The sequence below is a fragment of the Bacillus sp. ISL-57 genome, from assembly GCF_018613135.1.
Taxonomy (GTDB): domain Bacteria; phylum Bacillota; class Bacilli; order Bacillales; family DSM-1321; genus Peribacillus; species Peribacillus frigoritolerans.
On record NZ_JAGGQV010000002.1, the window covers coordinates 183,904 to 198,244 of the forward strand.

At 40.9% G+C, this 14,341-nt stretch carries 13 protein-coding genes; all 13 read right to left on the reverse strand.

Features of this window, described 5'->3' with window-relative positions:
* Nucleotides 1–2: 2 nt before the first annotated feature.
* The 13 genes from fliI to topA all read right to left on the reverse strand — a co-directional run bounded on the left by fliI (nucleotide 3) and on the right by topA (nucleotide 14,313).
* Nucleotides 3–1,322 (reverse strand): flagellar protein export ATPase FliI, encoded by a 1,320-nt coding sequence (gene fliI / locus J7I90_RS04105; protein WP_214768526.1) that lies wholly within the window; start codon nucleotides 1,320–1,322, stop codon nucleotides 3–5.
* A gap of 2 nt (nucleotides 1,323–1,324) precedes the next feature.
* Nucleotides 1,325–2,089: a flagellar assembly protein FliH gene (fliH, locus tag J7I90_RS04110; RefSeq protein WP_214768527.1), complete on the reverse strand. Its 765-nt coding sequence runs from the start codon at nucleotides 2,087–2,089 to the stop codon at nucleotides 1,325–1,327.
* Nucleotides 2,082–3,101 (reverse strand): flagellar motor switch protein FliG, encoded by a 1,020-nt coding sequence (gene fliG, locus J7I90_RS04115; protein ID WP_214768528.1) that lies wholly within the window; start codon nucleotides 3,099–3,101, stop codon nucleotides 2,082–2,084. The genes fliH and fliG overlap by 8 nt, the downstream gene beginning before the upstream one ends.
* A 12-nt stretch (nucleotides 3,102–3,113) precedes the next feature.
* The gene (fliF, locus tag J7I90_RS04120; protein WP_214768529.1) at nucleotides 3,114–4,718 is read right to left on the reverse strand and encodes a flagellar basal-body MS-ring/collar protein FliF; all 1,605 of its coding nucleotides are present in this window, start codon (nucleotides 4,716–4,718) and stop codon (nucleotides 3,114–3,116) included.
* 93 nt (nucleotides 4,719–4,811) lie between these two features.
* On the reverse strand, nucleotides 4,812–5,120 hold the full coding sequence (gene fliE, locus J7I90_RS04125; RefSeq protein WP_214768530.1) for a flagellar hook-basal body complex protein FliE: 309 nt from the start codon (nucleotides 5,118–5,120) through the stop codon (nucleotides 4,812–4,814).
* 22 nt (nucleotides 5,121–5,142) lie between these two features.
* Nucleotides 5,143–5,601 (reverse strand): flagellar basal body rod protein FlgC, encoded by a 459-nt coding sequence (gene flgC, locus J7I90_RS04130; protein WP_214768531.1) that lies wholly within the window; start codon nucleotides 5,599–5,601, stop codon nucleotides 5,143–5,145.
* Complete coding sequence (gene flgB / locus J7I90_RS04135; RefSeq protein WP_214768532.1) at nucleotides 5,601–5,996, reverse strand: flagellar basal body rod protein FlgB; 396 nt, start codon at nucleotides 5,994–5,996, stop codon at nucleotides 5,601–5,603. The genes flgC and flgB overlap by 1 nt, the downstream gene beginning before the upstream one ends.
* A gap of 714 nt (nucleotides 5,997–6,710) precedes the next feature.
* Nucleotides 6,711–7,490, reverse strand: a complete 780-nt coding sequence (codY, locus tag J7I90_RS04140; RefSeq protein WP_034313657.1) for a GTP-sensing pleiotropic transcriptional regulator CodY — start codon at nucleotides 7,488–7,490, stop codon at nucleotides 6,711–6,713.
* Nucleotides 7,491–7,596: 106 nt separating this feature from the next.
* Nucleotides 7,597–9,006, reverse strand: a complete 1,410-nt coding sequence (gene hslU, locus J7I90_RS04145; RefSeq protein WP_214768533.1) for an ATP-dependent protease ATPase subunit HslU — start codon at nucleotides 9,004–9,006, stop codon at nucleotides 7,597–7,599.
* A 12-nt stretch (nucleotides 9,007–9,018) separates the two neighbouring features.
* Entirely contained in the window at nucleotides 9,019–9,546 is a 528-nt protein-coding gene (gene hslV, locus J7I90_RS04150) for an HslVU peptidase proteolytic subunit (protein ID WP_214768534.1), read from the reverse strand.
* A 20-nt stretch (nucleotides 9,547–9,566) separates the two neighbouring features.
* Complete coding sequence (gene xerC / locus J7I90_RS04155; RefSeq protein WP_214768535.1) at nucleotides 9,567–10,469, reverse strand: tyrosine recombinase XerC; 903 nt, start codon at nucleotides 10,467–10,469, stop codon at nucleotides 9,567–9,569.
* A 59-nt stretch (nucleotides 10,470–10,528) separates the two neighbouring features.
* Nucleotides 10,529–11,836 (reverse strand): FADH(2)-oxidizing methylenetetrahydrofolate--tRNA-(uracil(54)-C(5))-methyltransferase TrmFO, encoded by a 1,308-nt coding sequence (gene trmFO, locus J7I90_RS04160; protein ID WP_048684880.1) that lies wholly within the window; start codon nucleotides 11,834–11,836, stop codon nucleotides 10,529–10,531.
* Between the two features lie 401 nt (nucleotides 11,837–12,237).
* The gene (gene topA / locus J7I90_RS04165) at nucleotides 12,238–14,313 is read right to left on the reverse strand and encodes a type I DNA topoisomerase (RefSeq protein WP_214768536.1); all 2,076 of its coding nucleotides are present in this window, start codon (nucleotides 14,311–14,313) and stop codon (nucleotides 12,238–12,240) included.
* Nucleotides 14,314–14,341: the final 28 nt, after the last annotated feature.

The window sequence follows — 14,341 nt, forward strand, 5'->3', positions numbered from 1 at the left end:
CATTAATCCTCTTTCTCCATCAATTCGACAAGGGCGTTGATACTATTATCTTTAGAAGCATGTTCATTGGTTCCTTGCTTTAAAAATGAAATGATGTCCGGATAGCGTATAATTGAATGATCAATCTGTTTGGAAGAACCCTTCTTATAAGCTCCTATATTTATCAAATCTTCCGACTCCATATAGGTTGATAAACTTGCCCGCAATTTTTCCGCAGCGTTTTTATGCTTTTCCCCAACAATATTGTTCATGACACGACTAATGCTCTTTAATACATTGAGCGCTGGGAACTGTCCTTTATTGGCCAAGTTACGGTCCAGTATGAAGTGACCGTCCAAAATTCCCCTGACAGCATCAGCAATCGGTTCATTCATATCATCACCGTCGACGAGAACTGTATAAAAAGCTGTAATGGTACCCAGCTGATTTGTTCCCGTTCTTTCAAGTAACCTTGGAAGGATGGCAAAAACGGATGGCGTATACCCCTTGGTCGTCGGCGGTTCCCCGATGGCAAGCCCAATTTCCCTCTGGGCCATCGCAACCCTCGTGACCGAATCCATCATCAGCATCACATTCAATCCCTTATCACGAAAATATTCCGCGATGGCAGTTGCCGTCAAAGCACCTTTTATCCTCATCAACGCAGGCTGGTCAGATGTCGCCACTACAACGATTGATCGTGCAAGCCCTTCTGGTCCAAGATCTTTCTCAATGAATTCCCGAACTTCACGGCCCCGTTCTCCAATAAGACCGATTACATTTAAGTCCGCATCCGTATTCCTTGCCACCATTCCAAGCAACGTGCTTTTCCCGACACCGCTCCCTGCAAAGATACCAACACGTTGTCCTTTTCCAACTGTTAATAAACTATCAATCACTCGAACTCCTACATCTATCGGCTCATTAATGGGAGGTCGTTTCATCGGATTCGGCGGATCTTGATCCACGGAAATTGTCGCGAGACCTTTTGGAAGCATGGAGTCATCAATAGGATTTCCCAATGGGTCGACTACTTTGCCAATTAGCCCACTTCCCACCTTTATCTCAAGACTCCTTCCGCTCCCTTCCACGATACAACCCGGTGCAATATCACTAACTGCTGTAAACGGCATTAAAATAACCATTTCATCACGGAAGCCGACAACTTCAGCCAAGATTCGATTTTTCTTTCTTTGTATACCTGTATAGATATAACAAACATCGCCTACAGAGCTTTCAGGGCCTTGAGATTCTATCATTAACCCCACGACACGTTTGACCCGTCCGTAATGTTTGAAAGGATCAACCTCATCAATTAAGGCCAATAGGTCTCTAGTTTTCATCTCTACTCCCCTTCCAGCAATTCAGTTAGTTTCACTTTTATTTCCTGCAGCTGACTGTCGACACTGGCATCCATCCTTCCGTTTTCGGATTCAATGATACAGCTGCTTTCTTCAAGCTCATCATCCGGAAAGATATACAACTCGGTATCTTTCGGAAAGATTGCTATCAATTCATCTTTATGAGAAAGAATCGATTGATATTGGATCGGATGGATGTGCAGTTGCACTTCACTGCTATCTCTCACCTCTTTGATGGCTCTTTTAACTATCGATAAAAAAGACACTTCATCTTTTTCAAGCTGTTGCCCGATAATTTTCTCTGCCACTTTCAGGGCAAGATTCAAAATAACCGTTTCAGATGATTCAATGTGGTGCCGATAATCCTTTTTTGAAGACTCTACCACTTCATTAGCGAAGGCTATTTCCGCTGCAATCTCGTTATACCCCTTTTGAATACCATCTTCTACTCCCTGCCGATACCCTTCTTTTTGAGCTTGTTCGATAAACATTGCTTTCTCTTGATTCTCCCATTGTTCTCGTTCTTGCTGGATTTCGGCAGCAATCGCTTGGGCTTTTTGTTTAGCTTCGAGCAATAACGTTTCCGCTTCCTGTTTAGCATCATTGAGAAATTCATCAGATTGAAGATAATGAAGGTTTTTCCGCTCATCTGCAACATCATTTTGAAGAAGGTCGAAAGGGCGCAATTTTATTGCAATCTTTTTGCTTTTCTCCTGATTAGCCTGCTGGGATTTGATAATCCTAGACAATGATATCATCCCCTCCGCCGCGGGCTATCACAATATCACCAGTTTCCTCCAACTTTCGAATGACGGCAACAATTCTTGATTGTGCTTCTTCCACATCACGCAAACGTACCGGTCCCAAAAATTCCATTTCTTCCTGGAACGTTTCAACCATGCGTTTTGACATGTTTCGGAAGACGATTTCCTTCACTTCATCACTAGCCACTTTAAGAGAAAGTTTAAGGTCTTCGTTATCAGATTCCCTGACTACTCGCTGAATCGCCCTGCCATCAAGGGTCACGATATCTTCAAAAACAAACATTCGTTTCTTGATTTCCTCAGCAAGCTCCGGGTCTTGAATTTCAAGTGCATCCAAAATCGTTCTTTCCGTTGAGCGGTCAACACCATTCAACACATCCACAACAGCTTCAACTCCACCAGTCTGTGTATAATCCTGGGTTACGGTCGCAGAAAGTTTCCTTTCGAGTATTTGCTCCACTTCATTGATGATTTCCGGTGAAGTGCTATCCATTAATGCAATCCTTCTTGCAATATCTGCCTGCACCTCTTGCGGAAGTTCAGACAATATTTGTCCAGCCTGTGTGGGATCAAGATAAGACAGGATCAATGCAATGGTCTGCGGATGCTCGTTCTGGATGAAATTCAAGATCTGTCCAGGATCTGCCTTTCGTGCAAAGTCGAATGGACGAACCTGTAAGGATGATGTTAAACGGTTAATGATGGCGGTTGCCTGATCAGTGCCTAATGCCTTTTCTAAAACCTGTTTCGCATATCCTATCCCGCCCTGCGAGATGTAATCCTGTGCCAAAGCAATATTATGGAATTCTTCCAGGATTTCTTCTTTATCATGGGATTCCACTTTCCTCACTCCAGAGATTTCAAGGGTCAATCTCTCAATTTCCTCTTCAGTAAGATGCTTATATACGGATGCAGAAACATCCGGGCCTAAGGAAATAAGGAGGATGGCAGCTTTCTGTTTGCCAGTCAATCCGGCCTTTTTTTTTCTTTCTGTCACTTTCAAAGCCTCCTAGTCTTCCGCTATCCAGCTTCTTAATAATTTTGCAAATTCATCCGGCTTTTCTTTTGCAAGTTTCTCCAATTGTTTTCTTTTTAAGGATGCTTCCGTTTCCTTCTCTTTGTTCAAATCCGGAACTTCAAGTACGACCTCTTCCTCTTCCTCTTCAACCACGTACTCCTCTTCCATTTCAGCTTGTTTTCGGGACCGGAGAAATAAGATTAATAGAATGATAATGGCAAGTATTAGCACTCCGCCGACGATGTACGCCCATATTGGTAAAGAAGGGTTCGTTTCGTCCTTTTGCACCTTCATTTTTCCGTTAAACGGCTGAACGGAAATCGCAATTTTATTATTAAGCTCCTCGTCCGTCAGTTCTTCCCCTTCAGCTTTTTTCTCGATTGTCGTGCGTATTATCGTACCCAGGATTTGTGTAATATCATCCACACTCTGTTGAGATAAAGAATTCGGATCGTCAGCTGAAGGCGGTTCGACCATGACTTGAATACCTAAATCTTTAACTTTATATGGGCTTTCGACTATTTCTTTCTTGATTCGGTTCACTTCACTATTTATCGTTTCATCCACTTTTTCATAATCACCGGAACCATTTGTGCCTTCAGCATATCGGGTTCCCAGTGAATCTGAGGAATCTTCACTTTGCGGAACGCCTCCTGCACCTGCTGCGTCCCCGCTATATGATTCATTTATTCTTTGCGCAGAAATCTCAATCCCAGCCATATTTTCTTCATCGACCGGTTCAACTAAATTCTCTTCCCGATTTTCTTGGGTGAAATCAATGTCTGTCGTTACTGATACTACGACTTTATCTCTTCCCATTATCGTTCCCAGCATATTTTGTACCTGTCTTTGAATATCGCGTTCTATCTCTTTTTTTATTTCGTTTTGAGTAGCAAATGCGGACGCAAAAGAAGAGTTTTGTTTTTCAAGATCGAAGTACTCAAACTCTTGGTTCATAATGACGATATTATCTGTAGGGAGATTCGGAACACTTTTTGAGACAAGATGGTAAAGGGAATTGATTTGACTTTCCTCAAATTTATAACCGGGTTTCGTATTCAATACAATGGATGCTGACGCTTCCCCAGCTGAATCACTGACAAAAACCCCTTCATCAGGAAGAGTGATCATTACACTGGCATCTTCCACTCCATCAATCTTTTTTATTAAACTGGCCAATTCCGTTTGCATTGAGTCCAATTTAATGACATTGAATTCATTTTCAGTCATGCCGATACCGGCACTCTGACTAAAAAAGGAATAGTCGATGCTGCCTGATTCCGGAATTCCTTCTGCTGCCAGTTCCACTTTAAGTGAATCCAGTCTTTCTTCAGGAACTTTTATGGTGGTTCCATTTTCAGAAACTTCATTCATAATCCCTTGACTGTCTAGATTTTCTTTAATGCTCCCCGTTTCCGATGGAGTTAAGTTGGAGTATAAAGGCACCAGCGTCGTACGCGTGGTTAAAATTGAAACCGCGGTAATGATTATGATAATTAATGCCGCTGAACCAACCATCATGATTTTTTGGTTTTTACTGCGGCTCGTCCAGTAAGCAGTTATTTTGTTTTTAAAATTCACTAGTACTTCATTCATTTAAATCCCCCGGTCAGTCTATGAATTTATGATTGGGGGATTTGTTTTCCCCCTGGTCATTTTTCTCTATAATATGAGGTTAAAAAATGAATGCTATATACTCATTCTCATCATTTCCTGGTAGGCTTCCACAACCTTATTCCGAACCTCTAATGTAGCCTGCATGGTAACACTGGCTTTCTGTGAAGCTATCATCACCGAATGAAGCTCAACATCCTCTCCATTAACCAATTTGGTTGTAAGGTCATCGGATGCCACCTGTGTTTCGTTGACTTTATTCATTGATTCTTTTAATACCGACGTAAAATCCCTCTGTGCTTCGTATGGTGTATTAGTGTTGCTTTGATCTTTTTTCAGTACATGATTTGCATTGGTCACTGCCGAAAGAGAAATCCCCTCCATAACAACATCTCCTTACAAAAATTTATTTTCCGATTTCCAAAGCTTTCATCATCATTCCCTTTGATGCATTTAGAACAGTCACATTCGCTTCGTATGAACGTGTGACACTCATTAAATCAACCATTTCCCTAAGCGGGTCGACATTTGGCATTTCAACATAACCATCTTCATTGGCATCAGGATGGTCCGGATTATAATCCAGTTCAAAAGGTGTTTTATCTTCTACTATTCCAGTCACCTTCACTCCATTCCCTACTTCGCTCGTTTTTCCGGATGCTGCGTTTAAGAAACTCGAAAAAACGTTTTCCTTACTTTGCAACACAACAGATTTTCTTGTGTATGGCTTCCATGTTTTCGATTCAGCGTCATATTCCGCCCTGGTCGAATCGGCATTAGCCATATTAGCAGAAATTACATCCATCCTAACCCTTTGACTCGTCAGGCTAGATCCGGTCATGTTTATACTTTGGAAGATCCCCATCACTTACCTCCTCTAATTACATTCTGCAATGATTGAAATTTACCCGAAAGCCTGTCGGTTACTGCATTATAATAAATTTGATTGGCAGCAAGATCCGTCATTTCCTTATCAATGTCCACGCTATTTCCATTGTTGTTATATCGGACATTTTTCTGCGCCACGATGTGAGAAGCATGACTCCCCTCAGATTTGAAGGTAAAATGTCTTTCATCGGTACGATATGACTCGAGGGAAGATTCCAGCTCCGCCTTAAAGGACTTTGTTTTGTCGACATCTTTTGCTTTATAATTAGGCGTGTCCGCATTGGCTATGTTCTGTGAAATGACTTTTTGTTTTGCATTAGAATAATCAAGGGCATTTTCTAGTGATTGAAAAGTATTCGAAAATAATTCCATATCGGTCACCTCTTTCTATAATTACCAGATAATCACTTTACCAATAAATTGACCCAGCGCATTTACGTTTTAATTTTAAAGAAACATAATAACTATGTCCATAAACAATACATAGACTTTAGACCTATTATCATCGAAATTTGTCACAAATTGCTCGAATTTGTCTTTTTTCTTAGTATCATTATAGGGTTAATATTACGTAAACTTACAATTTAATATGATATTCTACATATTAACCAAATTTTACTTCAATTAACTTTTATATCATATCGGAAAACCTACCTATATACCTGATACTTTAGAACTAATTTTCACATTTACTTTCAAATAATTATTTTATTTTGGTTGATTCCACCCTTTAAAATAAAGGATTTAAAAGAAACCAACAAAATTACTGCATTTTTTCTTTTTTGAAAAAAAACCGTTTTTTTCAAAGTGTTGAACATTCGACAAATTTCCCTGATGAATAAAACCGTTATAAATAGTCTTTTAAGAATCAAAAAGTTTTTCTCTCGTTCATTTACACCTTTTCGACAGTATAATAATATAATTTCCCTCCACAGGATATATTTACCTATAATAGAAAACACGTCCATATGCACATTTTCCATTTCTCCCCTGCCCTTCACCGCATTTGCCTGTTTGTCCCGGATAGAACACATTCAAATATCAAAAAAAAGGCAGCCCTTTTTTCAAGGACTACCTTTCTATATGTTAATTATTTTTAAGCTTCTCTAATTCAAGAAGGAATTTATCGTTCAATACCTTGATATAAGTACCTTTCATTCCAAGAGAGCGTGATTCGATGACCCCTGCACTTTCCAGTTTCCTTAGGGCATTTACGATAACGGAACGGGTGATGCCGACACGGTCCGCAATTTTCGATGCTACAAGCAGACCTTCATTACCTTTAAGTTCCTCAAAGATGTGCTCTATCGCTTCCAATTCACTGTAAGATAACGAGGAAATCGCCATTTGAACGACAGCTTTACTACGAGCTTCCTCTTCTATCTCTTCTGATTTTTCACGAAGGATTTCCATACCGACTACAGTCGCACCATATTCAGCCAAAATTAAATCATCATCGTGAAATTTTTCTTGTAAACGGGCAAGAACCAATGTTCCTAAACGTTCTCCCCCACCCATAATCGGTACGATCGTTGTTAATCCAGTTGAGAAAAGTTCCTTGTTTTCGACTGGGAAAGCAGTATATTCGCTTTCGATATCAAGATTCGAAGAGGTTTCAGGAATATTGAACAGGTTTTTTGTGTACTCTTCAGGGAATTGTTTATCTTCCAACATTTTGTACATGCGTTCGTTTTCAATTTGCTGACTTACTGCGATGCCAAGTAATTTCCCGCGGCGGCTGACGACGAATACATTTGCTTCGATAACTTCACTTAAACTCTCAGCCATTTCCTTGAAGTTAACTGCTTTACCTGCTGCCTTTTGGAGCATTGCATTGATTTTTCTTGTTTTTGCTAATAAGTTCATTTGATTTGTTCCTCCTAAAAATACCATGGTTCACAATAACTATGAAGTTGTATTTCCGTAATTTTATGTTCATTGCTAGGCAAATCATTGCCAAAATTGTTTCTAATTAAAGGATAAACTGGCTTAAATCTTTGTTCCGGGCGATAGAACCAAGCTTACCTTCGACATATTGGGGCGTAATTGTAATCTTCTCCATCGTTATTTCCGGAGCTTCAAAAGATAAGTCTTCAAGCAACCGTTCCAAAATGGTATGAAGTCTTCTTGCACCAATATTGTCTGTGTTTTGATTTACTTCGAAGGCCACTTCTGCTATCTTACGAACAGCATCGTCAGAAAATTCAATTTCTATACCTTCAGTTTCCAATAAAGCAACATATTGTTTTAACAAGGCATTATCGGGTTCATGCAGAATCCGTACAAAGTCGTCTACAGTCAGTTTGTTCAATTCTACACGAATTGGGAATCTACCTTGTAATTCCGGGATTAGGTCGGATGGCTTAGCCATATGAAAGGCCCCTGCAGCAATGAATAGGACATGATCCGTTTTAACTGAACCATATTTAGTCACTACTGTTGAACCTTCAACAATTGGCAGGATATCCCTTTGGACACCCTCTCTTGATACATCCGCTGATGAACTTCCTGATTGCTTACTGGCAATTTTATCTATTTCATCTATGAAGATAATCCCATTTTGCTCAGCCCCGTATACTGCATCTGAAGTTACTTCATCCATATCAATCAATTTTGCCGCTTCTTCATTTGTTAAAACGGTTCTTGCTTCACTTACTTTCAATTTGCGCTTCTTGCTTTTTTTCGGCATCAAGCTTCCTAAAGCGTCCTGCATGTTCATCCCCATTTGTTCCATTCCCGAACCTTGGAGCATATCAAACATAGAAGCAGTCTGTTCTTCCACTTCGACCGTTATCATTTCACTTTCCAGCTCACCATTAGCCAGCTTTTCAGCGACGATTTTTCTTTTTTCCTGCAAACTTAAATCTTCGGAATTTTCTTCCGGGTCCTGTTCGACTTGATTGTTATTGCCTCCAAAAAAGACTTCAAGAGGATTCTTGAAATTACTCTGTTTTTTAGTCGATGGCACTAATAGCTCTATTAAACGGCGATTTGCATTTTCTTCTGCCCGTTCCTTTACGCTCGCCATCTTTTCTTCCTTCACGAGGCGGACGGAAGTCTCCACTAAATCACGGACCATGGACTCTACATCCCGGCCGACATACCCGACTTCCGTAAATTTCGTTGCTTCAACCTTTACAAAAGGAGCACCTACCAATTTAGCCATTCTCCGAGCTATTTCTGTTTTCCCAACACCTGTCGGTCCAATCATTAATATATTCTTCGGAACGACTTCGTCACGAAGTTGATCCGAGAGAAGGGAACGTCGGTAGCGATTCCGAAGAGCCACTGCCACTGCCCGTTTTGCCTCACGCTGCCCAACGATATACTGATCCAGTTTTTCAACGATTTGCCTCGGTGTTAAATTAGCTTTTTTTGACATTTGCGCTCCTCCTTACAACTCTTCCACGATTATATTCGTATTTGTAAATACACAAATTTCCGCTGCAATTTGTAAAGATGATTGAGCGATCTCCCTTGCCGATAAGTGGTCGCTGGAAAATCGCATTAATGCCCTGCCGGCAGCCAATGCATAATTCCCTCCCGATCCTATGGCGAGAATCCCGTCATCCGGTTCAATTACTTCCCCGGTGCCAGAAACGAGCAGCAAATGGTTCTTATCCATCACGATAAGCATGGCTTCAAGCTTTCTCAATACATTGTCACTTCTCCATTGTTTTGCCATTTCAACGGCAGCACGCTGAAGATTGCCATTATACTCTTCAAGTTTAGCTTCAAACATCTCAAATAAAGTGAAAGCATCTGCAACGGAACCAGCAAAACCTGCAAGAACATTACCATTAAAGATTTTTCTCACTTTCCTCGCGGTATGCTTCATCACTACTGAATTTCCTAAAGTAACCTGCCCATCACCGGACATGGCACATTCACCTTTATGATGCACTGCAAATATCGTTGTCATAAAGTGTCCCCTTTCAACATTTAAGGCCGCGGATGTGATGCATTGTAGACTTTTTTCAATTGGTCTTTTGTAACATGCGTATACACTTGCGTTGATGAAATTTTAGAATGACCAAGCAATTCCTGAACCGTGCGAATGTCCGCCCCATTATTCAATAGGTGTGTAGCAAACGAATGCCTTAGCATATGGGGATGAAGACTTCCATCTGCGGCTGACTTTTTAATCAATTCATTCAATATATAGCGAACTCCCCTAGGTGTCAAAGGGTCTCCACGAAAATTAACAAATAAATAAACATGCGCCTTGGCGTCAGACGAAGTCAATTCCATCCTGGCTGTACGTATGTATAGATCTATCGCTTCCTGTGCATATCTACCAACCGGAACGTAGCGATCCTTTTTTCCTTTTCCATGGATCAGTACCGTACCTAAGGAAAGATCGATATCCTGCAGTTTAATGTCACAACATTCACTTACGCGAATGCCTGTAGCATACAATAATTCCAGTAAGGCATTGTTCCTTATTCCTATCGGTGAATCTTTCTTTAAAGTGGAAAACAACTGATTCATTTCCTTCTCATAAAGAAAACGTGGCAGTCTTTGATCCTTTTTAGGTAAAGAAGCAAGGGAAAAAGGATTATCCTTCACATCACCTTCACGCAGTAAAAATTTATAAAGGCTCCGCAAGCAAGAAGTTTTCCTTGCTACAGTGCGCTTAGAAAGTTTCTTCTCATATAAATTCGTTAGATATAACCGGACATCAAGATATTCAACGGACGTGATATCCCCAATGCCCTGTTCGTTAAGGAACAGAAAAAATTCGTGTATATCACGTTTGTAATTTTCAATGGTGTAATGTGAACTGTTTTTTTCAATTTGTAAATATTCGATGAAGGATGATAATGCCTTGTTTTGATTAATCATGGAAACACCTCGCAAAGGCTAATAAATAGTATCATACTTTAAAACAGCAGGCAAATATTTTACAAATTTTTCACAAAGTTCTGAATTGTGTCCAAAGCGCGTTTAGCATGTGTTTCGTTCCGCTCTTTTTTGGATTTGATTCTCACTTCAAGGTCTGGAAGCAATCCAAAGTTGGCATTCATCGGCTGGAAGCTCTTACCATTCGTCGACGTTATGTACCTTGCCATGCTGCCCATCGTCGTCTCCGCAGGGAAAATGATAGGCTCCAGACCTTCGACGATCCTTGCAGCATTGATACCTGCGACAAGTCCCGATGCAGCCGATTCAACATACCCTTCAACGCCAGTCATCTGACCGGCAAAGAATAAATCATCCCGATTCTTGAATTGGTACGTTGGCTTCAAAACATTAGGTGAGTTTATGAAAGTGTTTCGATGCATGACCCCATAACGTACAATTTCCGCATTTTCCAAGCCAGGTATGAGCTGCAATACTTCTTTTTGCGGCCCCCATTTCAAATGTGTCTGAAAACCAACAATATTGTAAAGTGTTCCTGCCGCATCATCCTGACGCAATTGAACCACTGCAAAAGGACGTTTTCCCGTTTTTGGATCTTCTAGGCCAACAGGCTTCAATGGACCAAATAACATCGTTTTCTTCCCACGTGATGCCATCACTTCAATCGGCATGCAGCCTTCAAAAAAGATTTCTTTTTCGAATTCTTTAAGCGGGACTGTTTCAGCAGCAATCAATGCATCATAAAAGCGGTCAAACTCTTCTTCCGTCATCGGACAGTTCAAATAAGCTGCTTCCCCTTTATCATAACGGGATTTCAAATATACTTTATCCATATTGATGCTGTCTTTTTCAAGAATTGGTGCGGCAGCATCATAGAAGTACAAGTATTCTTCATCCATGATTTGCTTTAAGCTATCAGATAGTGACTGACTTGTAAGCGGACCGGTTGCAATGACTGTAGGACCTTCCGGAATTTCCGTCACTTCTTCATTAATGACCGTCACATTTGGATGATTTTTGACCCTTTCCGTAACAAGACCGGCAAATTCATGACGATCAACAGCTAATGCACCGCCAGCAGGAACAGCACAAGCATCCGCTGCGGACATGATGACCGAATCCAGTATACGCATTTCTTCTTTTAATACACCAACTGCATTTGTTAACGTATTTGCCCGAAGTGAATTGGAACAAACAAGTTCAGCGAATTTATCGGTATGATGGGCTGGCGTTTGTTTTACAGGGCGCATTTCGTATAGATCGACTTTAATTCCTCTTTTAGCTAACTGCCACGCCGCTTCACTTCCAGCAAGCCCAGCACCGATTACACTTACTTTTGTTTCTTTCATTTTTCGAACCTCCATGTATAGATATGATAAGACAGGATCATTTATCATTAAAACTGCTTTCCAGAAGTTTCATTTTTAACGATATCTATGTATTTATACCCGAAATACTCATTCCTGCTAACGATTATTTTAAAGATATGCCATCCTTATTTACTAAAAGGGTAACGGACGCAAATAGGAATTATATCTTTAAAAGAATGTACTTGTCCACTGAATTTTACATCACATGGCCTAAATAAAAAAGTTTCAACCTTTATCCATTTTCTTCTTGGAAGTAAATCCACATATCACCATGATATCATACTTCACTGAACATAAAGAAACCCGGCAGATGCCGAGTCCATTTATATTTAGGGTTTTTCGATAGTTCACAAGGAAAGTAAACGATTTCACGGCCTTTTCTATGCTTGGGGCATTTCTTTAAAGTCACAATCCATGCACTGGACCTGGACTCCTTTTTTGAGTTTTTTCTCAACAAGTGTCCCTTCACATTTTGGACAACTCCGCGGCAGAGGCTTATCCCAAGATATGAAGTCACATCCAGGGTAGGTATCACACCCGTAAAATATGCGGCGTTTTTTACTTTTCCTTTCAATGATATTCCCTTCTTTACATTTTGGGCATTTGACCCCGATTTCCTTGACGATTGGTTTGGTGTTACGGCAATCCGGGAAATTACTGCATGCCATGAACTTTCCATAACGTCCCATCTTAAAGACCATCCCATGTCCGCACTCCACGCAATCTTCACCTGCAGGTTCATCTTTGATTTCAATTTTCTCCATCTCGACTTCGGCTTTAGCCAAATGAATGGCAAATTCTTTATAAAATTCATCGATGACCTTAATCCATTCAATATTGCCTTCCTCAACGCTGTCGAATTCTTGTTCCATCTTGGCAGTGAACTCTGCATCGAGAATATCCGGGAAGAATTCGCGTATCAATTCGAGAACGATCTCACCAAGCTCTGTCGGGATGAACCGTTTATTATCCAAGGTAACATAGCCCCGTTTTTGGATCGTATCCAAGGTAGGCGCATATGTAGACGGACGGCCTATTCCCAGCTCCTCTAGGGTTTTGACCAGACGGGCTTCAGTATATCGGGGCGGAGGCTGTGTAAAATGCTGCTTCGGCTCGATATCTTTTGAAAAGAATTGATCACCTTTTTTCACATCCGGAAGTGCATTTTCCTTTTCTTCCACCGAGTCATCGGATCCTTCAACATATACCTTCATGAAACCCGGAAATTTAATTTTTGAACCATTTGCCCTGAAGATGACATCCCCGTTATGCAGGTCGATGCTCATCGTATCCATGACCGCCGAAGACATTTGACTGGAAACGAATCGTTCCCAAATCAATTTATAAAGACGGAATTGATCTCTGGATAAGAACTCCTTGACTACACCCGGTTCACGTAATGTGCTTGTTGGCCTGACCGCTTCATGCGCATCCTGGGCATTAGTTTGTTTTTTCTCCTTGCGCTGCTCGACCTGAACATATTCTTTACCATAATTATTTTGAATGAACGTATGGACTTCCTCTTTGGCACTATCTGAAATACGGGTCGAATCAGTTCTCATATAAGTGATTAACCCGACTGTACCTTCCTTGCCAAGCTCGATTCCTTCATAAAGCTGCTGAGCAAGCATCATGGTTTTCTTCGCACGGAAATTCAATTTACGTGCCGCTTCCTGTTGCAGGGAAGAAGTTGTAAAAGGTGCTGCTGGATTGCGCCTTCTTTCCTTTTTAGCCACAGCTCCTATCGTAAATTCGCCGCCATTTAAAGAAGCGAGCACTTTTTTGACGTCCTCTTCAGTATTTAAATCCTTCTTCTCGCCGCCAAGGCTGAAGAAAGAACCTTCAAACTGTTCTTTCCCTTTTACAAAATCAGCCTTGATTGTCCAATACTCTTCCGGAATAAAATCTTTGATCTCCTTCTCCCGGTCAATGATCATCCGTACAGCAACCGATTGGACCCGTCCCGCGCTTAAGCCTTTTTTCACCTTTTTCCACAATAACGGGCTTATATTGTATCCGACCAGACGGTCCAAGACCCTTCTTGCCTGCTGAGCATCAACCAATTTCATATTTATTGGCCTAGGCGATTTAAATGATTCCTTGATAGCCTCTTTCGTGATCTCGTTGAATACCACGCGGCAATCTGAGTTAACGTCAACATCAAGACTGTGAGCCAAATGCCAGGCAATTGCTTCCCCTTCCCTGTCGGGGTCAGCCGCGAGATAGATTTTTTTCGCTTTTTTTGCAGCGGTTTTCAATTCTTTTAAAACCGGGCCTTTGCCGCGGATAGTTATATATTTAGGTTCATATTCATGTTCAACATCGACACCCATTTGACTTTTAGGCAAATCGCGTACATGCCCCATGGAAGCCTTTACTTTATATTTTTTTCCCAAGTAACGTTCTATTGTTTTCGCCTTTGCGGGCGATTCCACAATCACTAAGTATTCTGACATCCAATAAATCCTCCTCAAAGAGGTAATA